The sequence below is a fragment of the Arthrobacter sp. B2060 genome, from assembly GCF_059090445.1.
The window spans coordinates 74,655-101,117 of record NZ_JBNHFR010000009.1 but is presented as its reverse complement, the minus strand read 5'-3'; the positions used below and the strand labels follow the sequence as shown (position 1 = coordinate 101,117).

Here is a 26,463-nt window from a genome sequence, read left to right as displayed (position 1 = left end):
CCCCTTACCCCGCCTTCCATTCGTACCGCCGCTCGGGGCGTCCGACGCCGTACTTCAGGGTGACTTCCACCATCCCCTCGTCATTGAGGTACTCAAGGTAGCGCCGCGCGCTCACACGCGACGTGCCCACCAAGCCGGCCAGCTCAGCAGCGGAGACATCGCCCGAGGCCTCGCGCAGTGCCCGCTCCACCACCTGCAGGGTCTCCGCGCTGCAGCCCTTGGGCAGCGGACGCTCCCCGCGTTCCAGTCCGAAGACCCGGTTGACGTCGGCCTGCTCGGCGACGTCCTTGGAGGAATCCAGGCTCTGGTAGGTGTTCCGGTAGTGCTCCAGGCGCTCCTGCAGGTCTGTCTGGGAAAACGGCTTGATCAGATAATGAACAATCCCGCCGCGGAGCGCCCGGCGGACGGTTTCGACTTCCCTGGCCGCGCTGATCACCAGCACGTCCAGCTCCGGCGCCACTTCCCGCAGCCGGTGCATCAGGTCGAGGCCGTTGATGTCGGGCAGGTGGATATCCAGCAGGACCAGGTCCGGCTGGAGCCGCTGGGTCTCCAGCACCGCCTGGGCGCCGGTGTGGGCCACCCCCACTACCTGAAAGCCGGGCGTGCGCTGGATGAAACCGGCGTGCACCTTGGCCACCATAAAGTCGTCATCGACAATCAGAACGTTGATCATGGCCGCCTCGCTTTGCCTGGCTTGACTCTTCCCGCCGGTCCCGCGCGGAACAGTTCCGCCGTGAACACTGCCCCGGCGTCATTGTGCACCGTCAGGCGGCCGCCATGGCGCTGGCACACCACGCGTGCCAAGGCCAGGCCGTACCCCCGCCCGCCCTCGGACGTCGTCTTGGTACTGAAGCCCTGCCGGAAGATGTCGTCCATGACCTTTGCCGGGACCCCTGGCCCGCTATCATGCACCACCACGGTGATGCCGCCGTCGGCGTCCTCGATCAGCACCTCCACCTCGGCGCCGGCCATGTTGGTGACGGCGTCGAGGGCGTTGTCCACGAGGTTCCCCACCACCGTCGTCAGGTCCCGGGACAGCTCCTCATCCACGCGGTCCAGCCGGGACTCCGGCGCGAGTTCCAGCGACACGCCGCGCTCGGCCGCAAGGCTCGACTTGGCAATAAGCAGCGCGGCCAGCGCCGGGTCCGCGATCCTGCTGGTCACCTCGTCGTTGAGGCGCGTGCGGTTGGAGGTGGCGCCGTTGACGAACTGCACGACGGCGTCATACTCGCCGATCTGGATCAGGCCGGAAATCGTGTGGAGCTGGTTCGCGAATTCGTGCGCCTGTGCGCGAAGGGTGTCCGTGGCCGTCCGGGTCGTCCCGAGCTCACGCTCCAGGGAAGCGAGCTCCGTGCGGTCGCGCAGCGTGGTCACGGACCCGATGACGCGCCCGCGGGACCGGATGGGCACCCGGTTCAGGACCACCAGGCTCTCCCCCACAAGGACCAGCCTGTCGGCAACGGGCTGGTCCTCGGTGAGCACCTCCTTCAGCGACGGCTCCACCTCGAGGCTGGCGAGGTCCTTCCCCACACAGTCATCCGGCAGTCCCAGCAGCCGCCGGGCGCTGTCATTGGCCACGGTAATCCGCTGTTCCGGGTCCAGCGCCACCACGCCCTCCTTGAGTCCGTGGAGCATTGCCTCCCGGTTTTCGACGAGGCCGGTGATCTCATCCGGCTCCATGCCCAGGGTCTGGCGCTTGACGCGCCGCGCCAGCAGCAGCGACCCCGCCACGCCGAGGACGCTGGCAACTCCCAGATACGTCAGCAGGTTCGGCACCGCATCCCCGAGCCGCTCCGTCACGGACGGAAAGTTCCTGCCGACGGCGGCGATTCCCACCATCTTGCCTTTATCGTTCAGCACGGGGACGTGGGCGGAAAGCGCTTGCGATCCCCCGTTGCCCACCAGCCCGGTCCATGCCCTCCCGGCCATCACCACGCTGTCGCCGAGCTCCATCTGGCGGCCCTGCTGCGACGGGTCCGAGGACGTCACCACTGTCCCGTCCGCGCGGGCAAGGGCAACATGCGCGGACCCCGAGATGGTGCGCACCGTTTCGGCGACGGAAGGAAGGGCAGAGCCGCTTCCCGGCTGGGCAGTTTCCAGCAGGCCGCGGACCGTGGGGTTGGCGGCAAGCGTCTCGGCAGCCGACAGCGCCCGGCGTCCTTCGATCCGTTCGAAGGAGGCTGCGGACTGCGCCAGGGAAATCGCCACCACCGCCACCAGCACGGCGAGCACTATCAGCAGCTGAAGGCGCAGATACTGCCCCGCCAGGGACACCCCTCGCCGTCGAGTCATGCGCTGCTGTCTTTCCGTGGGTCAGTGGGCGGGTCCCCCGCCCCGCGATTCCGCGCTGTTTCCAAGGCGGTGGGGTGAACTATACCGCACCTGCAGCAGCTGATTCCGCGGCTTCAAAGCCTTCCGGAGAGGCCAGTGGCGGGCGGACAGCCAGCAGGAACTCCCCGACCATCCTGCCTCTCCGCTCCAGGCTGCCTCTTCCCGGGAACCGGTCAGGCGCCCCTACCCCTTGGCTACTTTCGGGTTGTCCGCGTCCACGAGCTCAGCTTCCGCTGTGGCCTGAATGAGTGCGAGCAGTTCCGGATCCAGCCCTGGCGCGAACTCTTCACGGCGTTCCGGCGAGACAGCCATGGGGAAGCCCTCAGGCACGATGTCGGTGCTCAGCTCGGTTCCATCATTGGATGGTGAAGCCCCACGGTAGAGCTTCCCCGCTTCGCTGAGATTGTCTGCGCTGAACGTGTACTGGATGCTCTGGAGCCCCTTGTCGAGCAACTTCTTCACCTCCGGAAACTGTTCTGCGTTGGTTTTGGGGATGGGCAGGACCTTGCCCCAGTTCACCCCGAGGCTCTCAAGCGCCTTCGCAAAGGCGTTCTCATGAGCCTGGTCTCGGACGATCAGGTACGCGATGGTGGAGCGCGCTGTCTTGTTCTCCGTCATCTCGTAGATCCGGCATTTCTGCAGCCGTCCTGTGGACTCCAGCATCAGGTTGTAGAGCAAGTCCAGGACGAGGTTGCCGCTGTTGTACACGTACGATCCGCTCCACGGGTTGCCGGCAGCGTCCACGGGCAGGGCACCTTGGGCACCCACAAGGTAATGATGGATGTTGCTGGTATCCAACGCGATTTTCAGTGGGGTGGCTCCCTTTGCACCCGGCTCATCCACAGGATCGGATTTCTTGCCCTGATACCGCGGCGAGCCGTCCAAGAGCTGTGAAATCGTCGTTCCGATAAGCTCCACATGGCTGATCTCTTCAGTGCCCACACCCTGAAGAAGGTCCTTGTAGGGCTTAGCGGCTGCGTCGCCGCGGAAGTTCATGCTCTGGAACAGGTACTGCATCATGGTGCGCATCTCGCCGAACTGCCCGCCGAGGCCCTCCTGCAGGGCGTTCGCGGCGGCGGGATCGGGCTCGTCGGCGGCAATTTCGTTGATCAGAAGCTGTGTGTGCAGATACATGGTCAATTCCTCACTTTGGATCTGATGACTCTGCTGAACTGTGCTGGTTCGATCTGTTGATGAAGCCGCTGGAGGCGGCAGGGCCGCTGTTGGGCTTGTGACCCGGCCACCCAAAGGCCGGGGCCGATAGGTAAGGGCCAGGGCAATGCCCTGGCCCTTACCTCCACTTGTCACACCATTACCGGCGGGCGTCGTCTACACGGTCGGCTTCAATACGTTCCTTGCGGATTTCCTCATCGACCGTCACCTCGTCAGTGACGGTTTCGGTATCGAGGCGGACCCGTTCGACCGGGACGGTCTCCTTGTCCACGACGGGCCGCTCCTCATGGAGGGTTACCTCGTGTTCCTCGTCGCTGAGGTCCGGCCCGGACAGGGCCGCCGCGCGGTTGGCGTCCGTGATGGGTTCACGTTCGATCCGCACTTCTTCACGCTGCACCGGGACGGTCTGGGTGACGTTCTCGGTGGTGACGTACTTCCGCAGCCGCGCCCGTCCCGTCGCCTGCTTCTCGGTGCCGACGTTCAGGCGCTCCTCGGACCGCGTCATGGCGTCATCCGTGGTCGGTCCCGACGTGTCACGGCCCACGGTGTCGTTTGCATCAGCGGCACTGAAACCGCCGGTGGCAGCGAACCCGCTGTCCCTCTGCGTCCGGTCAAAGTCGCCATCCCGGCCAGCGGCCGTATCGGTGTAGGCCTGGCCGGCGCCGGCGAGACCGTAGTGGTCGTAAAGACGGTCCTCCTCTGAGGGTTCCAGGTGGCCGTGGGTGTCCACCCTGGGTGCGTCCTTGACCTGGTCCTTGGTGTACGGGACCACGACGTCATCGCCTTCGAGACGGGCACCTTCGAGCGGGACGAAGGATTCGGACGTCCCAAAAAGGCCCGTCTTGACCGTGACCCACGTGGGCTGGCCGTCGGCGTCGTCCGCGTAGACCTGGCCAACGGATCCGATCTTGTCGCCCTCGGCGGTCAGGACGTTTCCATTGCGGTTGAGCAGATCGTCGATGTGTTCCTTGGCGAGCATAATGTCTCCTTGGATGGGGTATTTGGGGTAGCAATGCCTCCCTGCAGGACATGGCGCTGCACTACCATAAGCATGCTTAGTAACTATTTGGCAAGCATACTTAGTATTTTCCCGGCCGGCCGGTTTTCCTAGCGCGCGGCAGCCAGCAAGCCCGCGTACTATCTAGTAGTAATCCTGCTTACTGTTCTAATGGAGTGGTTTCGACCCGAGGTAAGGAGCATTGGCCATGATTGGATTCATCATCGCAGGACTCGTTATTGGCGCCCTGGCGCGCCTGATCAAGCCCGGGAAGCAGAACCTGGGGCTGCTCGCCACCTTGTTGCTGGGACTTGCGGGCTCTGTTATTGGGGGCGTCATCGCGAGCCTGCTGGGCACGGGAAACATCTTCGAGCTAAACGTCCTGGGCTTCATCGTTGCCGTAATAGCCGCGGTTCTGCTGATCGGTATCGCCGAAAGCCTGGCCGGGAGGCGGAGGGTTACGCGCTGATCCTGTCGGGGTAGAGCGGTTCACGCCGTGGCTGGTCGATGCGTCGTCAGCCAAAATTCGGCACATTCCCAAACCTTTCCTTGGACAGGGACGGGCCGCATGATAGGCGCATGACTCACCTCACATCGGCCGACGAATCCGCCGCAGCCAGGGCCCAGCGCGAACTCCAGGCGGCCGGCGTCCGCAGTGTGATCGGCACGATGGTGAACGCTGCGGGCATCACACTGGCCAAGAGCGTCCCGTTGGCCAGGCTGGGAACCTTCCAGCAAGCCGGAATGGGTGCTGCCCCTGTCTGGCATGTCTTCACGATTGACGGCGGGATAGCGTTCACGGACAGCATCACCACCGTTGGCGATATGCGCCTCAAGATCGATGTTGCGGGACTCCGCGTCCTGCAGGGCGGCCGGGCATGGGCACCGGCCAGCCTGTTCGAACAGGACGGAGCCCCCTCTCCGGCCTGCGCGCGCGGCCTTCTGGCCGACGTCGACGGCCGTCTCGATGCAGCCGGATACCAGGCATTCGTGGGCCACGAGCTTGAATTCTTCCTCATCTCCCCGGATGGCTCAGCACTGCAAAGCACTCACTGGGTTCCGTATGGGGCAACCGGCCTTCTGGACCGGTCGGAATTCCTCGATGACCTGCTGACAGCCATGAACCAGGCCGGCATTCCCGTGGAGCAGGTCCACGCCGAGTACGGCAGAAACCAGTTCGAGATTTCCCTTCCCCCTGCCCCGCCCGTTCAGGCCGCGGACACCGTGGTCCTTGCCAGGATCATCGTTGGCATCGCCGCCAGGGCCCACAGCATGCAGGCGTCCTTCTCCCCCTCACCCTTTCCCGGCACCGTCGGAAACGGTGCTCACCAGCACTTTTCGCTCCATAAGAACGGCCTGCCGTTGTTCTCCGGCGGCAGCGGACCGCACGGCATCTCCGGCGAGGGAGGCTCGGCCATCGGAGGAATCATCGCAGGACTCCCCGAGGTCCAGGGTTTCCTCACTGGATCCATTTTGTCCGGAAGCCGGTTGGCACCCGGCACGTGGTCGGGCGCCTACCTATGCTGGGGTCTGGAAAACCGGGAAGCCTCGGTGCGCTTTCTGAACGAGGGCCAGAGCAACCCGCACGGAGCCAACGTCGAGGTGAAAATCGTCGACCCGTCGGCAAACGTGTACGTCGCCTCCGCAGCCATCCTTGCACTCGCCCTTGACGGCATTCGCAGCGGGTGCCAACTTCCGGCAGAGATCCCGGGTGACCCGGGAAGGCTTTCGGAAGACGAACGGCAGCGGGCCAACGTCCGCCTGCTCTCCGACTCCCCCGCCGCCATCATCGACACACTGGACAAGTCACGTCTCGCACGTACGCTGCTCGGAGACGCCATCGTCGACGCCACGGTGGCCGTCCGGCGTTACGAACAGCGGACCTCCGCGGAACTTTCGTCTGACGAGCTTGCCGAGCGCTTTCGGCTGGCCTGGTCGATCTGATGGCGGGCAATGCCTTCCCGGACTTCGTGGAACAAGTCAGCCTTATCGATCACCACGTGCATGGCGCGTTTCATACCGACGGCGGCGAGTCACGCTTTCAGAACTCACTCAACGAGGGGAACACCGAACTCCTGATCAACCCAGGGGACACCTACAACACACAGGTCGGGCTCGCCATCCGGCGCTGGTGCAGCGGCATTCTTGATTTACCGCGGCACGCCTCAGCGGCGGAATACTGGCGCAGGCGCTCCGAGCTTTCAGAACTCGAGGTCAGCCGGCGCATGACCCGCGCTGCCGGAGTGAGCGACTGGCTGATCGACACAGGATTGGATAGCGCCGACTACCTCGGCCTGGCGGCCATGGCCGACGTCTCCGGTGGGCGAACCCACGAGATCGTTCGACTGGAAGTTGTCGCTGAGCAGCTGATCCAGAAGATTGCCAACCCGGCAGACTACGCCGAAGAGTTCGGTCAGCGGCTGCAAAACCTCACCCTCAGCGCCGTGGGCTTCAAAACAGTCCTCGCCTACCGCGCAGGATTCGACCAGAATCTGAGCAGACCGACCCCGGCTGCGGTCACTGAAGCAGCCCGCCGCTGGCAGGAGAACCTGGGCGCCGGAACGACTGCGAAGCTCACGGACATGACACTCATCGCCCATGGGATCCATGCCGCGGTGTCGATGAAGCTTCCCCTGCAATTCCACGTCGGATTCGGCGACCGCGACCTGGACCTCCACAAAACCAATCCCCTGTACCTCCTGGACTTCCTCAGGTCCACAGAAGTCCGGGACACACCGATCATGCTGCTCCACTGCTATCCGTTCGAGCGTGAGGCCGGCTATTTGGCCCACGCCTTTGAAAACGTCTACATCGACGTGGGCCTTGCCGTGAACTTCACTGGGTCACGGAGCCGGGACCTGGTGTCCCGCTCACTCGAACTGGCTCCGTTCACCAAAATCCTTTACTCCTCCGACGCTTTCGGCCCGGCCGAACTTCACTACCTCGGAGCGAGGCTGTGGCGCAACGCAGTCACCAAGGTTGTCGGCACATGGATCGACGACGACGACTGGTCAGAGGCGGACGCCCGCAGGATCGTGCGACTCATCGCACACGAGAATGCGCGCCGTGTGTACGCGCTCCCCTGAGGAGCCGACCCTCCCCCGAGGCACCGGCCCGACCCCGCTGCCGCCCTTCGTTGGACTGCAGAAACGTGAACGCAATGAACTTAACTTTTTCTGCTTACACAAGAGTGATTCGTATCACTTTCGTCCTAGCATCGGAGAACACCGAACAATCGGATCAACGAGAAGAGGAACAACATGCGCGGATTCAGCGCTTTGCGGGTAGCAGCAGTTGCGGCAGGCATCGCACTGGTGGCCACCGGCTGCGGGGCTACAGGCAAGACTGACGCCGGCACCACCACCGGAGCAAGCACCGCACCCCTCACCGGGCTGCGCATCATGGTGCCCAACACCGCCGGCGGCGGCTATGACACCACCGCCCGCGTCGCGGCACAGGTTCTCGAAGACGAGAAGCTCGCCACCAACCCCGAGGTCTTCAACCTGGCCGGTGCCGGCGGCACCGTCGGCCTTGCCCGCGTGGTCAACGAAAAGGGCAACGGCGACCTGACCATGCTCATGGGCCTCGGCGTCGTCGGCGCCAGCTACACCAACAAGTCCGAGTCGAAGCTGACCGCGACCACCCCGCTGGCCAAGCTCATCGAGGAGCCGGGCGCCATCATGGTTTCCAAGGACTCGCCTTACAAGACCATTGACGACCTTGTGGCCGCATGGAAGAAGGACCCGTCCAAGGTCAGCGTCGGCGGCGGCTCCTCGCCGGGCGGCCCGGACCACCTCCTGCCGATGCAGCTTGCTGGTGCCGTGGGCATCGACGCGACCAAGGTCAACTTTGTCTCCTACGACGGCGGCGGGGACCTGCTGCCTGCCATCCTCGGCAACAAGCTCGGCTTTGCGGCCTCGGGCGCGGGCGAATTCATGCAGCAGATCAAGTCCGGATCCATCCGCGTCCTGGCAACGAGCGGTGAGAACCGGCTGGAAGGCGTGGACGCCCCCACCCTGAAGGAATCCAACATCGACCTGGTCTTCAGCAACTGGCGCGGCATCGTGGCTCCTCCCGGCATCAGCGACGCCGACCGCGACGCACTGATCGCTGCGCTGGAGAAGATGCACGCCTCCGAGCCCTGGAAGGCAGCATTGAAGAAGAACGGCTGGACCGACGCCTTCATCACCGGTGATGAATTCAAGACCTTCCTCACCGACCAGGACAAGCGCGTGGCAGACGTTCTGACGAAGCTCGGCCTGGCGTGACCTCCCTGGCCTCCCGCCTCAAAGGCCGCTCCGAGCTGGGCATTGCAGCCCTGCTCGGAGTGGTCGGCGCCCTGGTCCTCATCGACGCAGCGCGCCTGGTTGTGCCGTACTCCCAGTCGGACCCGGTAGGCCCCAAAGCCCTGCCCATGATCGTGGGAGCACTCCTGCTCGTCTGCGCTGTGCTGCTGGCAGTTAACGTTTTGCGCGGCGGCCACGGCGACGCCGAGTCCGGAGAGGACGTCGATCTGAGCCACCCGAGCGACTGGAAGACCGTCCTCCCGCTTGCGGCCGCCTTCATCGCCAACATCCTGCTGATCGACTGGGCCGGCTGGGTCATCTCCGGAACCGTGCTCTTTTGGGGCAGTGTCTGGGCACTGGGAAGCCGCCACTACGTCCGCGACGGACTGATCTCCCTCGCTATGGCGCTCCTGACCTTCTACGGCTTCTATTCCGGCCTGGGCATCGCCCTTCCCGCCGGGCTCCTTGAAGGGATTCTCTAGATGGACATCCTGTCCTCACTCATGGACGGGTTCGCCACGGCGCTGACCCCCATGAACCTCGTGTACGCCCTGATCGGCGTCATCCTGGGCACCGCAGTCGGCGTCCTGCCCGGCATCGGCCCGGCAATGACCGTTGCGCTGCTACTCCCGGTGGCCACTGTCCTTGAACCGACGAGCGCGTTCATTATGTTCGCGGGCATCTACTACGGCGGCATGTTCGGCGGTTCCACCACCTCCATCCTGCTCAACACTCCCGGCGAATCGTCCTCGGTGATCACCGCGATCGAGGGCAACATGATGGCCAAGGCCGGCAAAGCCGCCCAGGCACTGGCGACGGCGGCAATCGGCTCGTTCGTCGCCGGCACCATCGGCACCGCACTCCTTGTGGTCTTCGCACCGATCGTCGTCCAGTTCGCCGTGAGCCTTGGCTCGCCGAGCTACTTCGCCATCATGGTCCTGGCCCTGCTGGCCGTCACCGCCGTCCTGGGCTCGTCCCGGCTGCGCGGTTTCGCGTCCCTCGGACTGGGCCTGGCGATCGGCCTCGTCGGCCTCGACATCGTCTCCGGCCAGGCCCGCCTCACCTTCGGGCTGCCGCTGCTCGCTGACGGCCTGGACGTCGTCGTGGTCGCCGTGGCGATCTTCGCCGTCGGAGAAGCCCTGTGGGTGGCGGCGCACCTGCGCCGCACGCCGCTGCAGATCATCCCGGTCGGCACCCCGTGGATGGGCAAGCAGGAGTGGAAGCGGTCCTGGAAGCCGTGGCTGCGCGGCACTGCCTTCGGGTTCCCGTTCGGAGCACTGCCCGCGGGCGGCGCCGAGATCCCCACGTTCCTCTCCTATGTGACGGAAAAGCGGCTGACCAAGCACCCCGAGGAGTTCGGAAAGGGCGCCATCGAAGGCGTCGCAGGGCCGGAAGCTGCCAACAACGCCGCCGCGGCCGGTACCCTGACTCCTATGCTGGCCCTCGGCCTGCCGACGAACGCCACCGCCGCCGTCATGCTCGCAGCGTTCGTGCAGTTCGGCATCCAGCCCGGACCGCTGCTGTTCGAAAACGAAGGCCCGCTGGTCTGGGCGCTGATCGCCAGCCTGTTCATTGGTAACTTCCTGCTGCTGCTGGTCAACCTCCCCCTGGCCCCGGTCTGGGCGAAGCTGCTCCGGCTGCCGCGCCCCTACCTGTACGCCGGCATCCTCTTCTTCGCCACGCTCGGCGCCTACTCAGTGAACCTGCAGGCGTTCGACCTGGCCATCCTGCTGGTCCTGGGCGCACTGGGCTTCCTGATGCGCCGCTACGGGCTGCCGGTCCTGCCGCTCATCCTTGGCGTGATCCTCGGGCCGCGCCTTGAAAAGCAGCTCCGGCAGACGCTGCAGCTGAGCGCCGGCGACGTCTCCGGCCTGTGGAGCGAGCCGATCGCCGTCGTCGTCTACATCATCGTGGCGCTCGTGCTCCTCTGGCCGTTCCTGTTCAAGATGTGGCGCCGCGCCCGCCCCGCCCGCGTGCCGGCGGTAGTCCCCGCGGCTGGCGGTCCGGCTGAAGACCGTTCGACGGCGGCGAGCACGACGTCGGCCGGCCCGGCCGCCCGCGACGGGCGGGCTGATGTCAGCAGTGGCCAGGAGAACGGCGACGCATCCAAGGTCACCCATGCCAACCACGGACAGGAGAAAAAGTGAGCATCATCGTCGGCTACGTTCCAACGCCCGAGGGGGCAGCCGCCCTGAGCCGGGCGATCAGTGAGGCCCGGAAAAACCAGAGCCGGCTCGTCATCGTCAACTCCTCCCGCGGAGACGCGCTGGTGGACAAGCGGTATGTCCAGGCCGAGGACCTCACCGCGGTCACCCAGCGGCTGGAGAAAGAGGGCATTGAGCACCTCGTCCTCCAGCCGGTCCGTGGGAACGACGCGGCCAACGAAGTGCTGGAGGCCGCGGACGAACACCAGGCGGAGCTTATTGTCATCGGCCTGCGGAAGCGCACTCCCGTGGGGAAGCTGATTATGGGCAGCACGGCGCAGCAGATCCTGCTCGAAGCGTCCTGCCCCGTGCTGGCCGTCAAGGCGGGCACCTAGTCACAGCACCAATCCAGTACACCGCAGGCCGGGGGTCCGGATCCATTGGGAACCGGACCCCCGGCGTGCCACCAGCCGCACGTTGAAAGGACCCATCATGACTGCTTGCTCCCCCGATGCACGCGCCGTCCCGGGAAGGCTGACCCCGGAACCCGTAATCAACTGGGCCACCCTCTCCCCTGGCGACAAGGTGGAAATCCACCACCAGGGGCGCGCCGTCACCGCGGGCCGGATCGACATGCGGGCCCCGGACGGCAGCGTCATTTGGGTCATCCGGGATGGCGGACAGGGCCGTGCACTGTTTCTGCAGGGCGACGGCGCGACGCTCTTCCGCCGCGCCCGGAGGCACAACGCCGGTGCGGGCCGTCCGCGGGTTTCCAGCCAGCCGCGCAGGTCCTGACCACCCGCGCGGTCCGCTGACTTAGCGTCGTCCGATAGCTTAAAGCCATGACTCAGCACCGCCTCGCCATTCTGGACGACTACCAAGGGGTAGCGGAGGATTACGCCCCGTGGAGCTCGCTGGAGCAGCGTGGGGTCGCCGTCACCGTGCTGCGCCGCCATCTGCGCCCGGAATCCGAAGTGGTGGCGGCCCTGGCGGACATTGACATTATTATCGCAATGCGGGAACGCACGCCCTTTCCCCGCTCTGTCATCGAGCAGCTGCCCCGGCTGAAACTGCTGGTGACCACCGGGGCCGCCAACGCCTCGATCGACCTGCAGGCCGCCGCCGACCATGGCGTCACCGTGTGCGGCACCGCCGGCTCACCACCAGCGGCCCCCGAATTGACCTGGGCTTTGCTGCTGGCTTTCGCCCGGCAGATCACCGCGGAAGAGACCACCCTGCGCGCAGGAGGGTGGCAGCAGACAGTCGGCTTCGAGCTGTCAGGCAAGACGCTCGGGATCGTCGGCCTGGGCAAAATCGGCCAGCGCATCGCCTCGTACGGCCGCGCCTTCGGCATGGACGTGCTGGCTTGGAGCCAGAACCTGACGGACGAGACGGCCGCCGCTGCCGGCGCCCGTAAAGTCACCAAGGATGAGCTCTTCCAGAAGTCCGACGTCGTGTCCCTGCACCTGCGCCTCTCGGCGCGTTCGCAGGGGACAGTCGGCGAACGGGAGCTGCGGCTCCTTGGACCCGACGGCGTCCTGGTGAACACAGCACGCGGGCCCCTCGTGAACCAGCAGGCACTCGTCACCGCACTCCATGAGGGCTGGATCCGCGGCGCCGCGCTGGACGTTTTCGACCAGGAGCCGCTGCCCTCCTGGCACCCGCTCCTGAAGACCCCAAGGACACTCCTGACGCCCCACCTTGGTTATGTCACGCAGGAAAGCTACCGGGCATTCTTCGGCGGCGCGTTCGAGGACGTGACAGCCTTCCTGGACGGCACCCCGGTCCGGACGCTGGCGCCCTAACACCCGGCAGACGCGCCTCCTTTCCTGACGGCCCCGGGCAGTTCCTTCCGGTTGAGCGCCAAAACGATTATTCGCGGCAGCACAGTGTTGACCCTAGCCATGGGGAACCCGGCCGGTCAATCACTGATTTTCTTTGATTGTGACCCTTGACACACGTCCCCAGACTGTCCTAATGTCGTGCCATAACGATTTGGCAAAACGGTTTTTCACCGGTCTTCAGATGTCCAAGCCCCAGCAACCCGTATTTTCCCTTCAAAAGAAAGGGAGTCGACAGCGATGTCCTCTCGAACCACGATCTCCCGGATCACCGCCATAGGCGGCCTGTCCACCGCGGTCCTTCTGGCAGCAACCGCCTGCGGCGCAGGGGGCCCGACGCCAACGTCGGGTAGCGCCGGCGGCACCGTGAACGTCCTCGTCGAGGCAGGCGGCCACGCCGAACTGTCCGGCGTGGCCGAACAGTGCAAAAAAGACACCGGCATCAGCGCCAACTTCGTTGAACTGCCCTACGACGGCATGTTCAACCGGCTCTCCAGCGAGTTTTCCTCCGGCAATGTCTCCTTCGACGTTGCAGCCCTGGACTCCGTCTGGCTGCCGAGTTTCAAGGACGCAGTCCAGCCCATAGACGATCTCTTCACCGACGAAGCGAAGAAGGACATCTTCCCCGCGCTCGTCAAGGAAGCGAACGTGGACGGGCACTTCATCGGTATGCCCGCCTGGACCAACGCCGAGATCATTCTCTACCGCAAGGACCTCTTCGAGGACGCCAAGAACAAGGCCGATTTCCAGGCCCGGTACGGCTACGCCCTGGCAGCCCCCACCACATGGAAGCAGTACCAGGACATTTCCGAGTTCTTTACCAAGGACGGCATGTACGGCACGGATGTCAAAGGCGGCGTCGAAACGGAATGGCTTGCCCACGTGCTGCAGGCGGGATCTGCCATGGTCCTGGACGAGAACAACAACGTGATCGTGGACAACGCCGCCCACAAGGAAGCCCTCGACTTCTATGTCAGCATGACGAAGTCGGCTCCCCCGGGGGCGGCACAGGTGGACTGGGCTGCGGCCCAAAACCTGTTCAACCAGGGCAAGACAGCCATGACCCGATTCTGGGCCCACGCCTACCGTCAGATCCCCGCGGATTCACCGGTGGCCGGCAAGGTTGGTGCCGCGGCCATGATCGGCGGCTCCGCAGGTGTGGCGGGCGTTCCCGGACCTTGGTACCTGTCCGTCCCGAAGGCAACCAAGAACACGGACAACGCCAAGAAGTTCATCAAGTGCGCCTACGACCACAACAGCATGGGAATCGAATCCAGCCTCGGCCTGGCGTCCCGCATCTCGGCGTTTGAGAAGTATCAGGACAAGCCGGGCTACGAGAGCTTCAAGCCGCTGATCCAAACACTCAACGGGAAGGCCACCGCCACGCGGCCTGCAACTGCCAAGTGGCAGCAGATCGTTGACACCGTCCTGGTTCCGATGCTGCAGAAGGCCGTCGCCGGCGGCGACTCCGCCGCCCTCCTGGCCGATGCGAAGAAGCAGATCCAGGACCTCCTCAAGTAAGACTCCGCGGCCGGCACCTGCCTAGAGGTGCCGGCCGCGGCCCCAACCAGCGGAAGAGAAAACCGTGCGTATCTCCGATCGCCGCTTTGCCCTGTACCTCATGACTCCGGCGGCCCTGTTCCTCGCAGTGTTCGTGGCCTTCCCCCTGTTCCGCCTCGTGGCGGACAGCTTCTTCAAGATCTCGCCGATTGCCGGCGGACCCCGCGACTTCGTCGGCCTGGACAACTACTTCCGGGCCTTCGCCTCCGAGGCCTTCACGGGCGCCGGATGGCGCACGCTGGCCTACACCCTGGTGGTGGTCACCCTGGAATTTGCACTGGGACTCGGTATGGCCCTGCTGTTCACCACCCTCGGACGCCGGTCCCAGATCCTGCGGACCGTGTTCCTCTACCCTCTGATGATCGCGCCGATCGTCGCCGGCCTGTTGTGGAAATTCCTCATGATCGACAACTTCGGCCTGATCGGAACCCTCCTGCACCAGGCGGGCATCCTGCAGAACCCGAACCAGATCGGCTGGCTTTCCGACCCCGGAATCGTCCTCTACTCGGTGGCCGTGCCGGACATCTGGCTCACCACATCCTTCATGTGCCTCGTCCTCTTCGCCGGACTTCAGAACATCCCCGGCGACCTGATCGAGGCGGCCCGGCTGGACGGCGCCAAGGCCCACACGCTGCTGTTCCGGATCATCCTCCCGCTGCTGCGACCGGTCATCGCCGTGGCACTCGTGGTGCGCGGAATCGATGCCGCCAGAGCCTTCGACACGATACTTATCCAGACCAACGGCGGCCCCCAGTCCGCCTCCGAAACCATGAGCCTGCTGATCTACCGGACAATGATCCGCTTCGGCGATCCGGGACTGGCCAGCGCCATGGGCACGATCTATCTGCTGGCCATGCTGGGTGTCGCCTTCTTCGCGGTGGCAACCATCTGGCGGCCAGGAAAGGACAACTGATGAGCATCGGCGAAACGCACACCGCCGGAGGCACAACCGGCGGGAAGGCCGCCGGTGAGGTGGCCAACCGCCCCCGGCGCACCGGCGTCGTGCCTTCCGGTCCGGACAACACAGCTGAGCAGGCAACTCCGACGACGGCGGCCGGCAACAACCGCCGGCCGCGCCGGCACCACGCCGAAGGCCTCGAGGCCGGAAAGCGCAGCACCCGGACCCTCCTGTGGATCCTGCTGGCAGCCGCCATGGTGCTCTACGGCTTCCCCTTCCTGTACCTGCTGTTCACGTCCTTCAAGACCCCGATCGACACGATCGCTGTGCCGCCCACCATCCTTCCCCGGGAATGGACGCTGGAGAACTATGCCAACGCCCTCGGCCGGAGCGGCGTGCTGGCCTCGTTCATCAACAGCGCACAGACCGCTGTCATCAGCACGGTCCTGTCCCTGGTCCTCGCCGTCCCGGCGGCTTACGGCATCACGCGGTACAAGACGCCCAGCGGCAGGGTCTTCATCATGGCGGCCCTCGTGACGAGGATGGTTCCACCGGTTGCGATCGGCATCCCGCTGGCTTCCATGATGACTTCTGCAGGCCTCGCCGACACGCCCATTGCCCTGGCGATCGCTCACACCACCATTTCGCTGCCGCTGTCCATCTGGCTCATGGCCAGCTTCTTCGAAGCCGTGCCGCAGGACCTGGAAGAGGCAGCGACGGTGGATGGCTGCAGCCGGCTGGGGGCCCTGTGGCGGGTGGTCATCCCGGTGGTGTCAGGAGGCATGGCGGTCACAGCGATCTTCGCCTTCCTCGCCTCCTGGAACGAGTTCCTGTTCGCCCTGCTCATGACGGCCATCCGTTCCCAGACCACGCCCGTGGTCATCGCAAACTTCCAGACCCAGTTCGGGCTGGACTGGGGATCCATGACCGCCCTGGCAGCCGTGTACTCGATTCCGGTCATTCTTCTCACGCTCCTCTTGCAGCGCAAGATCGTCGCGGGCATGACGCTCGGCGCGGTCAAGGGCTGAGAAACCACAACACAAAGGGAAAACCCTATGTCCAGCAACAACTGCTACGACGTGACTACGTGGCCCGTTGGCAATCCGTCCGAGGACGTCGGTGAAGTAATCAACAGCATCATCGCCGACATCAAGGACCGGCAGACAGTCACCGATGCGAACAATGGAGGAAAGCCAGGCGCAGTGATCTACATTCCGCCCGGGGACTACCACCTTCGTACGCAGGTGGTGATCGACGTCAGCTTCCTCAGGATCCATGGCTCGGGACACGGGTTTACGTCGTCGAGCATTCGGTTCAACGTTCCTGAAGACGAATGGCCCGACTTGCATGAGCTGTGGCCCGGGGGGAGTCGTATTCTCGTCGACATCCCCCTCGATGGAGACGGAAGTGGAAACGAAAGTGGAGACCGGGAGGAATCCAAGGGAGCCGCCTTCTACGTTGAGCGAAGCGGGAGCCCGCGGATCAGCTCGGTCGAATTCGCCAACTTCTGCATCGACGGGTTGCACTTCAACTCGGATGGCTCGGGGATGCATCCGGAGAACACCTACGTCAACGGCAAGACCGGTATCTATGTGGCGAGCGCCAATGACTCATTCCGCGTAACCGGCATGGGGTTCGTCTACCTGGAGAACGCTCTCACTATCTACAAGGCGGACGCACTTTCCGTTCACAACAACTTCATCGCTGAATGCGGAAGCTGCATCGAGCTGCGCGGGTGGGGGCAGGCATCAAAGATCACCGACAACCTGGTCGGGGCAGGCTTCAAGGGTCACTCGATCTACGCCCAGAACCATGGCGGACTCCTGATAACCGCGAACAACGTCTTCCCACGTGGTGCGAGCAGCGTCCATCTCGACGGCGTCACGCGTTCAAGCGTCACCAACAACCGTTTGCATTCGTTCTACCCCGGGATGCTGATTCTCGCGGCGAACAGTTCGGAGAACCTCGTGGCCACGAATCACTTCCTGCGTGACCATGAGCCCTGGACGCCCTTCCTGGGAGTCGACAACGGGCTGGACGACCTCTACGGGCTTCTCTGTGTCAGCGGCAGCAACAACTCCGTCGTGGGCAACCATTTCTCCGAGGTCATCGACTCACAGAGCATCCGGCCGGCAGAGGCGACGCCTGTCATCATCCGGCTGACGGCGGGGGTTGGCAACTTCGTCTCCAACAACCACGTGGTGGCGATGGACGTTCAGTCCAAGTCAAGTGACTCATGCTTCTCGGCTCAGGTGGACGCTCTGTTGACGACCGAGGCGTCGGACGGCCTCGCCGTTACAGCCGTCATGGTCGATTCCGAATCAGCCCGGAACACCATCCTTGATTCCGGAAGTGACGCGCAAGTTATCGCAGACAGGGCTGTTAACGCCTTTAGGGCCACACCCACGGTCGGTTTCCAGGCAGCACATGCACTTGTGGCCCAGTGACCCGCTCAGCCCCGCCGCGCCGCTGGCCGGAGCACGGGCTCTGCGACGAATAAGCCGAACGTAGAATCAGCATCAACATAAGGACGTGGGAGACACACATGAACAAGTCAGTGGGAATCAAGGACGTAGCAGCTGCGGCAGGCGTGTCCGTGACCACCGTCTCCCACGTCCTCAACGATGTTGCCTACGCCAGGGTGGGGGCTGAAACCCGGGAGCGGGTCCAGGAAGCGGCCCACCGGCTCGGCTACGGCCCGAATCGCCTGGCTCAGGCTCTGCGGACGCAGCGCTCGGGCATGATCGGGTTCATCAGCGAGGAAATCGCCACCACGCCGCACGCGGGCAGGATCATCCTGGGTGCCGAGGAAACAGCCAAGGCCCGCGGGTACAACATCATGATCATCAACTCCACCAGCACGGGGTCGGAGGCTTCCCGCGAAAGCGATGTGGCCGCGTTGTTGGACCGCCACGTGGACGGGGTCCTCTACGCCACGATGTACCACCGCCGCTTCACGGTACCCAGGAACCTGGCCGGACTTCCTGCCGTACTGGTGGACTCAGAGGACGTCGGTCAGAGCATCGTATCGGTGATACCGGACGAAGAGGGCGGCGCCCGCGCGGCGGTCCAGACCCTGATCGACGCCGGCCACACCAGGATCGGAATGATCAACAACACCGACGACGTGCCCGCCACGCACTCCCGGCTACGGGCCTTCCGGGAAATCCTGGCGGATGCCGGCCTGAAATTCCACCCCGAACTGGTCCAGTCCGAACACTCCGAGGTACCCGGTGGCTACCAGGCGGCCCTGCGCCTGCTGCAGCCGGAGAACCGGCCAACGGCCGTTTTCTGCTACAACGACCGCATGGCCATGGGCCTGTACCGGGCCGCCGGCGAACTGGGCCTCCGGATTCCGGACGAACTCTCGGTGGTCGGTTTCGACAATCAGGAACTCATCGCCGAGAACCTCTACCCTGCCCTCACCACCGTGGCCTTGCCCCACTACGAGATGGGCGCCTGGGCCACGGAAAACCTGATCGATGCCATTGAAGGCAAGACCGACCTGGGCCTGTTCGCAGCCCACGCCACGGTCCTGGAATGCCCACTGGTTGTGCGGGATTCCGTCGCCTCCCCAAAACTTTAAGACCTTCCTCCAAGACCTAAGGAACACTTCGATGCATATATACCCAGCCACCGCGTGCCCGGAACTGCCATGACCGAGACCACCAGGCTGCCCTCCCCCGGCGCCGCCAACGAAGGCCCGGACTACCGGCCAGTCCTGCACTACACGGCCGCCGACACATGGCTGAACGATCCCAACGGCCTCGTCTACGACGACGGCACCTACCACCTCTTCTACCAGAACAACCCCTACGCCAACGTGTGGGGCAACATGTCCTGGGGTCACGCCACGTCCACCGACCTGCTGGCCTGGACCGAGCACCCGGTAGCGATCGACTGCGACGACCGCGAGGACGTGTTCTCGGGCAGCATCGTGGTGGACCACCTCAACACCTCCGGTTTCGGATCCGCAGAATGCCCGCCGTGGGTGGCCGTTTACACGAGCGCCTTCAAGGAACCTTCCGTTCACCGCGGAACCCAGGCCCAGTCCCTGGCCTACAGCCTGGACCGCGGCATGACCTGGACCAAGTACGCCGGCAACCCCGTTTTGACCCGGCACTCGGCCGACTTCCGGGACCCGAAGGTCTTTTGGTATTCGGGACCCACCGGCTCCCACTGGGTGATGGCCGCTGTGGAGGCGCGCCAGAATGTGGTCGTGTTCTATGGCTCGGGCAATCTCCGCGAGTGGACGCTGCTCAGCGAATTCGGGCCCGCCCATGCCAGCGGGGGCGAATGGGAATGCCCGGACCTCTTCTCGTTGCCGGTGGACAACGACCCGGCCAGGGCAAAGTGGGTTCTCACCGTCAACATCAACCCCGGCGCGGTCGCCGGAGGATCGGGCGGCCAGTACTTCATTGGAGAGTTCGACGGCGTCCGCTTCCGTCCGGATGCCGTGGACCCTGAGCCCGGGGATGACGAAGGGACGGGGAGCCACGGCCACGCAAATCCGCTTCGCCGCTATCAGTGGATGGATTGGGGCCGGGACTACTATGCCGCGGTTTCGTTTAGCAACGTCGCGGGCAACCGTCGGGTCATGATCGGCTGGATGAACAACTGGGACTACGCCAACCAGATCCCCACGGCACCGTGGCGCTCGGCCATGACCCTGGCCAGGGACGTCAGCCTGGTGACCATCGAGGGCAAACCCACCCTCGTGCAGCGGCCTGTCCTCCCCCCGCTGCCGCCGCAGGAGCGGCTTTTCCAGCTGGACAATGTGGATCTTACGGATGACCGCCTGGAGTTGCCGGACACACCGCCCGGTTCCGCCCAGATCATCCAGGCAGAGTTCCGCCCCGGATCGGCGCAGCGGATCGGGTTTATCCTGCGAGGGTCCGGCCCCGCGGAAGGAGAGGAGCGGTCCGGGCATGGCCGCACGCGCGGGACGGTGCTCGCCTACGACATACCAAGCGGGGAGCTGGTCCTGGACCGCACGCACTCCGGCGACACGGGGTTCCACCCGCTCTTTGCTTCGGCGGAGTCCTGCCCGGTGCGGCTGAGGGACGGGGTGCTCACCCTGGAGATCATCGTGGACCGGTCATCGGTCGAGGTGTTCGCGCAGCACGGCGAAGCCACCATTACCGACCTGATTTTTCCGGATCCCCGGGACGGCGCCCTGGCTGTCTTCGCGGAGAACGGCACGGCGACGCTCCTGACGTTGGCGGTCAGGACCATCGGCTGAGGCCTGCAGGCCGCCAATTACTGCCCGCTGCCGCCGCCTACTGACCGCTGCGCGGGCGCCAGACCACCACTGCCTGCGAGCGCGGCCGGGGGCGCTGTCCACGGGCCAGGCTGACGACGTCGCCGGCCGCCCCGGCGGCAAAGATCCGGGAGTCGAGCGAATCACGGCGCCGGCCCAGTTCCTCGGTCAGTTCGCTGACCCGGCGCTGCAGCGCCGCCACCTGGTTTTCCAGGTCGAGGATGCGCTTGATGCCTTCGAGCGAGACGCCTTCGTGCGAGAGTCGCTGCACCTCGCGGAGCATGGTCACATCACGCTGGGAGTACCGGCGGGACTTGCCCGGCGCCCGGCTGGGCTTGACGATGCCCAGCCGGTCGTACTGCCGCAGCGTCTGCGGGTGCATGTCTGCCAGTTCTGCCGCCACCGAGATGACGAAAATCGGCTGGTCGAAGTTGATATCCACGGCTGACGCCCGATTCTAAAGCCGGGCCCTGGCTGCCAGGCCCTCGCGGACATCCGCGCCGGCGGTGGCGGCGGCAAACGCCTTCACGGCCTCCTCGGCTTCCTTGCTCAGGTTCTTCGGGACGGCGACGTCGATCGTCACCAGCAGGTCGCCCGCGCCCTTGGACGTTTTGACGCCATGGCCTTTCACCCGGAGGGTGCGCCCGGAAGGCGTTCCGGCGGGTACGCGGACCCGGACATGCTCGCCGTCGATCGTGGGAACCTCGATGTCGGCACCCAGGGCAGCTTCCGGGAAGCTCACCGGCACGTGGATGCGGAGGTTGTCGCCGTCTCGGGTGTAAAAGTCGTGCGGCTTGACGTTGACCGTCACCATGAGGTCGCCGTTGCCCGCCGGACCGTACTGGCCCTTGCCGCGGACACGGACCTTCTGGCCGTCCTTGATGCCGGCGGGAACGCGGACGTCGATGACTTCGCCGTCCGGCTCGCGCAGGCCGATGGTGGTGCCGCGGATGGATCCGGCAAAGGAGATGCTGGTGGTCGCCGTGCGGTCGGCGCCCTTTTGCGGTGCACGCTGGTAACCGGCAGGCCCGCCGGCCCCGCCGAAGCCGCCGCCGAACAGGTCGGCAAATTCAGGCGGAATGCCGCCGGCCGTGCTGAATCCACCGGAATGGCGTCCGCCCCCGCCGGTGAACAGCCCGCCGAAGAGGTCCTCGAAACCGCCGTTGGCGGTGCTCCCGGCACCGTGCGGCGCGAAGCGCGCTCCCCCGCCCATGGCCCGGATGGCGTCATACTGCTGGCGCTCCTCAGGGTCCGACAGCACGGAGTAGGCCTCGGAGATGTCCTTGAACTTCTTCTCCGAGGCAGCGTCACCTGAATTCGTATCCGGGTGATACTGCCGTGCGAGCTTCCGGTAGGCCTTCTTGATGTCAGCGTCGGAAGCGTCCTTGGCAATACCAAGGATCTTGTAGAAGTCCTTGTCCACCCAGTCCTGGCTAGCCAATGGCGTTTCCTTTCAACTCTGTGTGCCGAGATGACAGTTCGCGCCAATGTTCTTTCGAATCACTGCCGCGAACTGCCATCTCGTTAAGGGGTAATGCTAGGCCGGTACGGCGACAATCACCTGTGCTGCGCGGAGGACGCGCTCACCTGACTTGTAGCCGGAGCGGAGCACCTGGCTGACGGTGTCAACCTCGATGTCCTCGCCGGGCTGCTGGATGAGGGCCTCGTGGATCGTGGGATCGAACTCCACACCGGTCTCATCGATCCGCACCAGGCCGTACGTCTTCAACGCGTTCTCCAGCTTGGCGGCAATCGCGGCGAACGGGCCGTCCGTAAGGTCACCGTGCTGGCGGGCGGCGTCCACGTCGTCCAGCACCGGAAGCAGGGAGTTCAGGACGCCGATGACGGCCATCTCCCCTGCCACGGCGCGGTCGCGTTCGACGCGCTTGCGGTAGTTGACGTACTCCGCCTGCAGGCGCAGCAGGTCGTTCTTCAGCTCCGCCGCAGCGGCCGCCTCGGTTCCCTGTGCCACCGATTCCTCAGCCGGTACCTCCACCTGGTTGAGGATCTCCTCAGCCTGGGCGAGGGCATCGCCGTCGGAATCCGCCGAGGCGTCAACTGCCGGTTCGGCGTGCTTTTCAACTTTGGGGTGGCGGGCCTCCCCGGTCACCGGATCCACCTTGCGGTGGTCCCGGATGACCGGCTCGTCGCGCTTGCTTCCCTGGTCGCGGGAAGAGCTGTGCTCCTCTTCGTTACCGTGATGGGGCATGGTTACTTCTTCTCTTCTTCGTCAACGATCTCGGCGTCGACGATGTCTTCATCGCTGGAAGCACCCGCCTTGTCACCTGCAGGACCGCCTTCGGCACCGGCAGCACCCGTTTCACCGTTCGGCGATCCCGCCTGGGCGTAAATGGCTTCGCCGAGCTTGGTCTGGGAAGCCTGCAGCTTCTCAAACGCGGTCTTCACGGCGGCGTCATCGGTGCCTTCGAGCGCCTTCTTGAGGGCGTCAACGTCGGCCTGGACCTCGGTCTTGACCTCTTCGGGCAGCTTGTCCTTGTTGTCCGCGATCAGCTTGTCCACGGAGTAGGCGAGCTGCTCCGCGGTGTTGCGGGTGTCGGTCGCCTCGCGGCGGGCCTTGTCCTCGGCTGCGTGCTCCTCGGCGTCGCGGACCATGCGCTCGATGTCTTCCTTAGAGAGCGCGGTGCCGCCGGTGATGGTCATGGACTGTTCCTTGCCGGTGCCCTTGTCCTTCGCGGAGACGTGCACAATGCCATTGGCGTCGATGTCGAAGGTGACCTCGATCTGCGGGACGCCGCGCGGGGCCGGAGCGATGCCGGTCAGTTCGAACGTGCCCAGCGGCTTGTTGTCGCGGGTGAATTCGCGTTCGCCCTGGAAGACCTGGATGGCCACGGACGGCTGGTTGTCATCCGCCGTGGTGAAGGTCTCGGACCGCTTGGTGGGGATGGCTGTGTTGCGCTCAATCAGGTGCGTCATGACGCCGCCCTTGGTTTCGATGCCCAGGGACAGCGGGGTGACGTCGATCAGGAGGACGTCCTTGCGCTCACCCTTCAGCACACCTGCCTGCAGGGCTGCACCGACGGCCACGACCTCGTCCGGGTTGACGCCCTTGTTGGGCTCCTTGCCGCCGGCGAGTTCCTTGACCAGTTCGTAAACGGCGGGCATACGGGTTGAACCGCCCACGAGCACAATGTGGTCGATGTCGGACAGCTTGATGCCGGCTTCCTTGATGACGTCGTGGAACGGCTTCTTGGTCCGGTCCAGCAGGTCCTTGGTGAGGTCCTGGAACTTGGCACGGGTCAGCTGCTCATCCAGGTGGACCGGGCCGTCGGGGGTGACAGAGAGGTACTGGAGGGAGACGTTGGTGCTGGAGGAGGAGGAGAGTTCCTTCTTGGCCTGCTCGGCTGCCTCACGCAGGCGCTGCAGGGCGATTTTATCCTTGGAGAGATCAATGCCCTTGACCTTGAGCTGGTTCAGCAGGTACTCCACGACGCGGTTGTCCCAGTCGTCGCCGCCGAGGCGGTTGTCGCCGGCGGTGGCGCGCACCTGGATGGTGGAGAAGTCGTCTTCGTCCTTGCCGACTTCGAGCAGGGAGACGTCGAACGTTCCGCCGCCGAGGTCGAAGACCAGGATGAGTTCGTCTTCCTTGCCCTTGTCCAGGCCGTAGGCCAGGGCGGCCGCGGTGGGCTCGTTGACGATGCGCAGGACGTTCAGGCCCGCGATTTCGCCTGCTTCCTTGGTGGCCTGGCGCTCGGCGTCGTTGAAGTAGGCCGGAACGGTGATCACGGCGTCGGTGACCTTTTCACCGAGGTAGGACTCGGCGTCGTTCTTCAGCTTCATCAGCACGCGTGCGGAGATTTCCTGTGCCGTGTACTTCTTGTCGTCGATCGCGACGCTCCAGTCGGTGCCCATGTGGCGCTTGACGGAGGCGATGGTGCGCTCGATGTTGTTGACGGCCTGGCGCTTCGCGATCTCGCCGACCAGAACCTCGCCGGACTTGGAAAACGCAACGACGGACGGCGTGGTGCGGCCGCCCTCGGCGTTGGCAATAACGGTGGGCTCGCCACCTTCGAGAACGGAGACGACGGAGTTGGTGGTTCCGAGGTCGATACCTACTGCACGTGACATGTGTTGCTTCCTTCTTTCCTTGGAAACTGGATGGCCGGGATCCGACCTCGCTGATCGGCTTTAACGCCGATCGGGCTTGTCGGGACCCAGGCTCGCCCACTCCTTGAGCGATCTACACTCAACTTTACTCAGCCCGACTCTTAAGTCAATCCAAAGTTGAGTCAGGTACGCTCAACTTTGACTGCCCGGGGTGCTCGACTATGAGAATGGCCCCCGGCCATCCGTGGAAGCTGGCGGAAAGCCGGAGGCCATGGCGGCAGCTGGGCCGCGTTTCGCCCTGCGTGAACCTGAGGCTCGGCGGCGCAGAGTGGCGCCTAACCGCCGGACGAACTGCCGCCGTCGTTGTTCTTGGGAGCATTGACCTGACCCTCGATGAGCTCATCCTTCAGGTCATCGGCCGGACCCTGCTCCGGCGCGGTTCCGGCGGTGCCATAGTCGCCTTCGGAGTATTCACCCTTTTTCTCGTCGGCGGGTACGTCGGCCACCGGGCCGGCGTCGCCGTAGTCCCCTTCAACGTACTGTCCACTGTCGCCTTCGAGCGCCGGGTTCCTGGAGCTGGCGTGGGTCTTTCCCGCGGTGTTCGGCTCGTTGTTTTCGGTCATCGCTTGATCACTCCTTCGGAGGATTGGGCCGCGTCCGGCCGGACGCACTGGCAGTCTACCCAGCCAGCGCAGGCGGCAACAGGGTGCCGCGTTCAGTCAATCCGGCGACGCCGGCCAGCATGTCCACGTGATGCTGGAAGAGTTCGTCGCGCGCGGAGAACGTGTCGGCGCCGTACTGCCCGAAGACTTCGAAACTGACGGCCCCGAAGATCGACGTCCACACCAGCGCACCGCGGGCCAGCAGCGCGTCCGGGACTGCCAGGTCCAGTTCACCGCGGATGGCTTCAAGGTCCGCAGCCAGCGCGGGAACCACTTCGGCGGCACCTGTCGCCTCCAGCGCTCCGGCCCGGTAGGCGGAATCCAGGATCCCTATGAGGCAAGTGATTACGCGCGTGCCGGGACCGGTGGTCCGCTCTGCCGGCGCCTGATATCCGGGCACCGGGCTCCCGAACAGGAGGGCATAGCGGGACGGCTCACTGAGGGCCCATCTCCTGACGGCGTGCGCCAGTGCGGCGAACCGGCCCCTGAAGTCGTCAGCGGGGAGGGGCCCGACGGCGGCGTCCACCGCATCCCCCAGGTCGCCGTAAGCGTCTATCAGCAGAAGCGTCAGGAGCTCATCGCGGCTCTCCACGTAGCGATACACGGCCGAGGACACCACCCCAAGGTCGCGGGCAACGGCCCGAAGAGAGAGCGCCGCCGCCCCATGCAGGGCCAGATGCGCCACAAACACGGTAAGCGTGGTTGCGGGGGACTTTTTCGGCCCGCGGGTCCGGATGGCGCACGCGGGCGAACGCATGGTTCCGGCGATTTTGGCGCGGCGGCCCCTGCGGGTGATGGGCGGCGCGGCGGACCAGCCGCATTCGTTCACGTTCGTTCCAGACCTGGCGGCGGCGATGATCGCGGCCGCGCAGACCCCTGCGCTGTGGAACCGCGTGCTGCACGCCCCCCACCAATCCCGCCCTCACGCAGCGGCAACTCGCTGCCTCATTCGCCGAGGCCGCGGGCGTGCCGCAGCCGCGGATAGGCGTCCTGCCGGGCTGGCTGCTGCGCATGGCCGGCCTGTTCTCGGCTGACGTCCGCGAGCTCGCCGAGATGCTCTATCAGTTCGAGAGGCCGTTCGTGATGGACTCCGGAGCCAGCGAGACGGCACTGGACTTGCGTCCCACGCCGTTGGACGCCGCGGCCCGGCTGACCGTGGAGTGGTGGAAGTCGGAGTCGGACCGGGGGGTGTCATCACCCGCGGCCTCAAGAACCTGATCCGCGCCTTCGCGCATCCGGGGCCCGG

General features: G+C 65.0%; 26 protein-coding genes. 16 read left to right on the top strand and 10 right to left on the bottom strand.

All coding sequences use genetic code 11. From position 1 onward, the window contains the following. Positions 1-4: 4 nt before the first annotated feature. From AC5RUM_RS15775 to AC5RUM_RS15760, 4 genes are all read right to left on the bottom strand, one after another. Positions 5-673 (bottom strand): response regulator, encoded by a 669-nt coding sequence (locus AC5RUM_RS15775; protein WP_494035811.1) that lies wholly within the window; start codon positions 671-673, stop codon positions 5-7. Then, positions 670-2,274, bottom strand: a complete 1,605-nt coding sequence (locus AC5RUM_RS15770; protein ID WP_494035900.1) for a sensor histidine kinase — start codon at positions 2,272-2,274, stop codon at positions 670-672. The genes AC5RUM_RS15775 and AC5RUM_RS15770 overlap by 4 nt, the downstream gene beginning before the upstream one ends. Before the next feature lie 240 nt (positions 2,275-2,514). Then, the gene (locus AC5RUM_RS15765; RefSeq protein WP_494035810.1) at positions 2,515-3,465 is read right to left on the bottom strand and encodes a manganese catalase family protein; all 951 of its coding nucleotides are present in this window, start codon (positions 3,463-3,465) and stop codon (positions 2,515-2,517) included. 178 nt (positions 3,466-3,643) lie between these two features. Beyond that, positions 3,644-4,483, bottom strand: a complete 840-nt coding sequence (locus AC5RUM_RS15760; protein WP_494035809.1) for a DUF2382 domain-containing protein — start codon at positions 4,481-4,483, stop codon at positions 3,644-3,646. Between the two features lie 226 nt (positions 4,484-4,709). On the opposite strand from AC5RUM_RS15760, the gene AC5RUM_RS15755 reads away from it, so the two are divergent. The 15 genes from AC5RUM_RS15755 (at position 4,710) to AC5RUM_RS15685 (ending at position 20,472) form a co-directional block, all read left to right on the top strand. Continuing rightward, on the top strand, positions 4,710-4,970 hold the full coding sequence (locus tag AC5RUM_RS15755) for a GlsB/YeaQ/YmgE family stress response membrane protein (RefSeq protein WP_494035808.1): 261 nt from the start codon (positions 4,710-4,712) through the stop codon (positions 4,968-4,970). A 110-nt stretch (positions 4,971-5,080) separates the two neighbouring features. Further along, a complete protein-coding gene (locus AC5RUM_RS15750) occupies positions 5,081-6,445 on the top strand; it encodes a type I glutamate--ammonia ligase (RefSeq protein ID WP_494035807.1) in 1,365 nt (454 codons plus the stop codon). Next, positions 6,445-7,587: an amidohydrolase family protein gene (locus tag AC5RUM_RS15745; RefSeq protein ID WP_494035806.1), complete on the top strand. Its 1,143-nt coding sequence runs from the start codon at positions 6,445-6,447 to the stop codon at positions 7,585-7,587. The genes AC5RUM_RS15750 and AC5RUM_RS15745 overlap by 1 nt, the downstream gene beginning before the upstream one ends. 174 nt (positions 7,588-7,761) lie before the next feature. Then, a complete protein-coding gene (locus AC5RUM_RS15740; protein WP_494035805.1) occupies positions 7,762-8,769 on the top strand; it encodes a Bug family tripartite tricarboxylate transporter substrate binding protein in 1,008 nt (335 codons plus the stop codon). Further along, entirely contained in the window at positions 8,766-9,269 is a 504-nt protein-coding gene (locus AC5RUM_RS15735; RefSeq protein WP_494035804.1) for a tripartite tricarboxylate transporter TctB family protein, read from the top strand. The genes AC5RUM_RS15740 and AC5RUM_RS15735 overlap by 4 nt, the downstream gene beginning before the upstream one ends. After that, on the top strand, positions 9,270-10,934 hold the full coding sequence (locus AC5RUM_RS15730) for a tripartite tricarboxylate transporter permease (RefSeq protein ID WP_494035803.1): 1,665 nt from the start codon (positions 9,270-9,272) through the stop codon (positions 10,932-10,934). Further along, positions 10,931-11,326 (top strand): universal stress protein, encoded by a 396-nt coding sequence (locus AC5RUM_RS15725; RefSeq protein ID WP_494035802.1) that lies wholly within the window; start codon positions 10,931-10,933, stop codon positions 11,324-11,326. Before AC5RUM_RS15730 ends, AC5RUM_RS15725 begins: the two co-directional genes overlap by 4 nt. A 97-nt stretch (positions 11,327-11,423) precedes the next feature. Further along, the gene (locus AC5RUM_RS15720; protein WP_494035801.1) at positions 11,424-11,726 is read left to right on the top strand and encodes a hypothetical protein; all 303 of its coding nucleotides are present in this window, start codon (positions 11,424-11,426) and stop codon (positions 11,724-11,726) included. A gap of 47 nt (positions 11,727-11,773) precedes the next feature. Continuing rightward, on the top strand, positions 11,774-12,736 hold the full coding sequence (locus AC5RUM_RS15715) for a D-2-hydroxyacid dehydrogenase family protein (protein WP_494035800.1): 963 nt from the start codon (positions 11,774-11,776) through the stop codon (positions 12,734-12,736). 276 nt (positions 12,737-13,012) lie between these two features. After that, positions 13,013-14,293: an ABC transporter substrate-binding protein gene (locus AC5RUM_RS15710; protein ID WP_494035799.1), complete on the top strand. Its 1,281-nt coding sequence runs from the start codon at positions 13,013-13,015 to the stop codon at positions 14,291-14,293. A gap of 64 nt (positions 14,294-14,357) precedes the next feature. Beyond that, positions 14,358-15,245 carry a carbohydrate ABC transporter permease gene (locus AC5RUM_RS15705; protein WP_400580137.1) on the top strand — a complete coding sequence of 296 codons (888 nt, stop codon included), beginning with the start codon at positions 14,358-14,360 and terminating at the stop codon, positions 15,243-15,245. Next, positions 15,245-16,258, top strand: a complete 1,014-nt coding sequence (locus AC5RUM_RS15700; RefSeq protein ID WP_494035798.1) for a carbohydrate ABC transporter permease — start codon at positions 15,245-15,247, stop codon at positions 16,256-16,258. The genes AC5RUM_RS15705 and AC5RUM_RS15700 overlap by 1 nt, the downstream gene beginning before the upstream one ends. Before the next feature lie 27 nt (positions 16,259-16,285). Next, a complete protein-coding gene (locus tag AC5RUM_RS15695; protein WP_494035797.1) occupies positions 16,286-17,677 on the top strand; it encodes a right-handed parallel beta-helix repeat-containing protein in 1,392 nt (463 codons plus the stop codon). A gap of 98 nt (positions 17,678-17,775) precedes the next feature. After that, positions 17,776-18,816, top strand: a complete 1,041-nt coding sequence (locus tag AC5RUM_RS15690; protein WP_494035796.1) for a LacI family DNA-binding transcriptional regulator — start codon at positions 17,776-17,778, stop codon at positions 18,814-18,816. A gap of 69 nt (positions 18,817-18,885) precedes the next feature. Continuing rightward, positions 18,886-20,472, top strand: coding sequence for a glycoside hydrolase family 32 protein (locus tag AC5RUM_RS15685; RefSeq protein ID WP_494035795.1), 1,587 nt, complete (start codon positions 18,886-18,888; stop codon positions 20,470-20,472). A gap of 37 nt (positions 20,473-20,509) precedes the next feature. On the opposite strand, the gene AC5RUM_RS15680 is transcribed toward AC5RUM_RS15685, so the two are convergent. The 6 genes from AC5RUM_RS15680 to AC5RUM_RS15655 form a co-directional block, all read right to left on the bottom strand. Next, on the bottom strand, positions 20,510-20,932 hold the full coding sequence (locus AC5RUM_RS15680; RefSeq protein WP_400580142.1) for a heat shock protein transcriptional repressor HspR: 423 nt from the start codon (positions 20,930-20,932) through the stop codon (positions 20,510-20,512). Between the two features lie 15 nt (positions 20,933-20,947). After that, positions 20,948-21,931: a DnaJ C-terminal domain-containing protein gene (locus tag AC5RUM_RS15675; protein ID WP_494035794.1), complete on the bottom strand. Its 984-nt coding sequence runs from the start codon at positions 21,929-21,931 to the stop codon at positions 20,948-20,950. 96 nt (positions 21,932-22,027) lie between these two features. Next, complete coding sequence (locus tag AC5RUM_RS15670; protein ID WP_494035793.1) at positions 22,028-22,699, bottom strand: nucleotide exchange factor GrpE; 672 nt, start codon at positions 22,697-22,699, stop codon at positions 22,028-22,030. A 2-nt stretch (positions 22,700-22,701) separates the two neighbouring features. After that, complete coding sequence (gene dnaK, locus AC5RUM_RS15665) at positions 22,702-24,576, bottom strand: molecular chaperone DnaK (protein WP_494035792.1); 1,875 nt, start codon at positions 24,574-24,576, stop codon at positions 22,702-22,704. A gap of 314 nt (positions 24,577-24,890) precedes the next feature. Beyond that, on the bottom strand, positions 24,891-25,178 hold the full coding sequence (locus AC5RUM_RS15660; protein ID WP_494035791.1) for a hypothetical protein: 288 nt from the start codon (positions 25,176-25,178) through the stop codon (positions 24,891-24,893). 55 nt (positions 25,179-25,233) lie between these two features. Beyond that, positions 25,234-26,046, bottom strand: a complete 813-nt coding sequence (locus tag AC5RUM_RS15655; RefSeq protein ID WP_494035790.1) for a TetR/AcrR family transcriptional regulator — start codon at positions 26,044-26,046, stop codon at positions 25,234-25,236. Between the two features lie 137 nt (positions 26,047-26,183). Between AC5RUM_RS15655 and AC5RUM_RS15650 the strand changes: the two genes are divergently transcribed. Continuing rightward, a complete protein-coding gene (locus AC5RUM_RS15650) occupies positions 26,184-26,435 on the top strand; it encodes a hypothetical protein (protein ID WP_494035789.1) in 252 nt (83 codons plus the stop codon). Positions 26,436-26,463 lie beyond the last annotated feature (28 nt).

Excerpts from the sequence above, each read along its gene's own strand:
- AC5RUM_RS15755 (WP_494035808.1), top strand. The coding sequence starts at position 4,710 with ATGATTGGATTCATCATCGCAGGACTCGTTATTGGCGCCCTGGCGCGC.
- AC5RUM_RS15740 (WP_494035805.1), top strand. The coding sequence starts at position 7,762 with ATGCGCGGATTCAGCGCTTTGCGGGTAGCAGCAGTTGCGGCAGGCATC.
- dnaK (WP_494035792.1), bottom strand. The coding sequence starts at position 24,576 with ATGTCACGTGCAGTAGGTATCGACCTCGGAACCACCAACTCCGTCGTC.
- AC5RUM_RS15715 (WP_494035800.1), top strand. The coding sequence starts at position 11,774 with ATGACTCAGCACCGCCTCGCCATTCTGGACGACTACCAAGGGGTAGCG.
- AC5RUM_RS15745 (WP_494035806.1), top strand. The coding sequence starts at position 6,445 with ATGGCGGGCAATGCCTTCCCGGACTTCGTGGAACAAGTCAGCCTTATC.
- AC5RUM_RS15670 (WP_494035793.1), bottom strand. The coding sequence starts at position 22,699 with ATGCCCCATCACGGTAACGAAGAGGAGCACAGCTCTTCCCGCGACCAG.
- AC5RUM_RS15660 (WP_494035791.1), bottom strand. The coding sequence starts at position 25,178 with ATGACCGAAAACAACGAGCCGAACACCGCGGGAAAGACCCACGCCAGC.
- AC5RUM_RS15695 (WP_494035797.1), top strand. The coding sequence starts at position 16,286 with ATGTCCAGCAACAACTGCTACGACGTGACTACGTGGCCCGTTGGCAAT.
- AC5RUM_RS15750 (WP_494035807.1), top strand. The coding sequence starts at position 5,081 with ATGACTCACCTCACATCGGCCGACGAATCCGCCGCAGCCAGGGCCCAG.
- AC5RUM_RS15775 (WP_494035811.1), bottom strand. The coding sequence starts at position 673 with ATGATCAACGTTCTGATTGTCGATGACGACTTTATGGTGGCCAAGGTG.
- AC5RUM_RS15685 (WP_494035795.1), top strand. The coding sequence starts at position 18,886 with ATGACCGAGACCACCAGGCTGCCCTCCCCCGGCGCCGCCAACGAAGGC.
- AC5RUM_RS15690 (WP_494035796.1), top strand. The coding sequence starts at position 17,776 with ATGAACAAGTCAGTGGGAATCAAGGACGTAGCAGCTGCGGCAGGCGTG.
- AC5RUM_RS15720 (WP_494035801.1), top strand. The coding sequence starts at position 11,424 with ATGACTGCTTGCTCCCCCGATGCACGCGCCGTCCCGGGAAGGCTGACC.
- AC5RUM_RS15710 (WP_494035799.1), top strand. The coding sequence starts at position 13,013 with ATGTCCTCTCGAACCACGATCTCCCGGATCACCGCCATAGGCGGCCTG.
- AC5RUM_RS15760 (WP_494035809.1), bottom strand. The coding sequence starts at position 4,483 with ATGCTCGCCAAGGAACACATCGACGATCTGCTCAACCGCAATGGAAAC.
- AC5RUM_RS15765 (WP_494035810.1), bottom strand. The coding sequence starts at position 3,465 with ATGTATCTGCACACACAGCTTCTGATCAACGAAATTGCCGCCGACGAG.
- AC5RUM_RS15700 (WP_494035798.1), top strand. The coding sequence starts at position 15,245 with ATGAGCATCGGCGAAACGCACACCGCCGGAGGCACAACCGGCGGGAAG.
- AC5RUM_RS15730 (WP_494035803.1), top strand. The coding sequence starts at position 9,270 with ATGGACATCCTGTCCTCACTCATGGACGGGTTCGCCACGGCGCTGACC.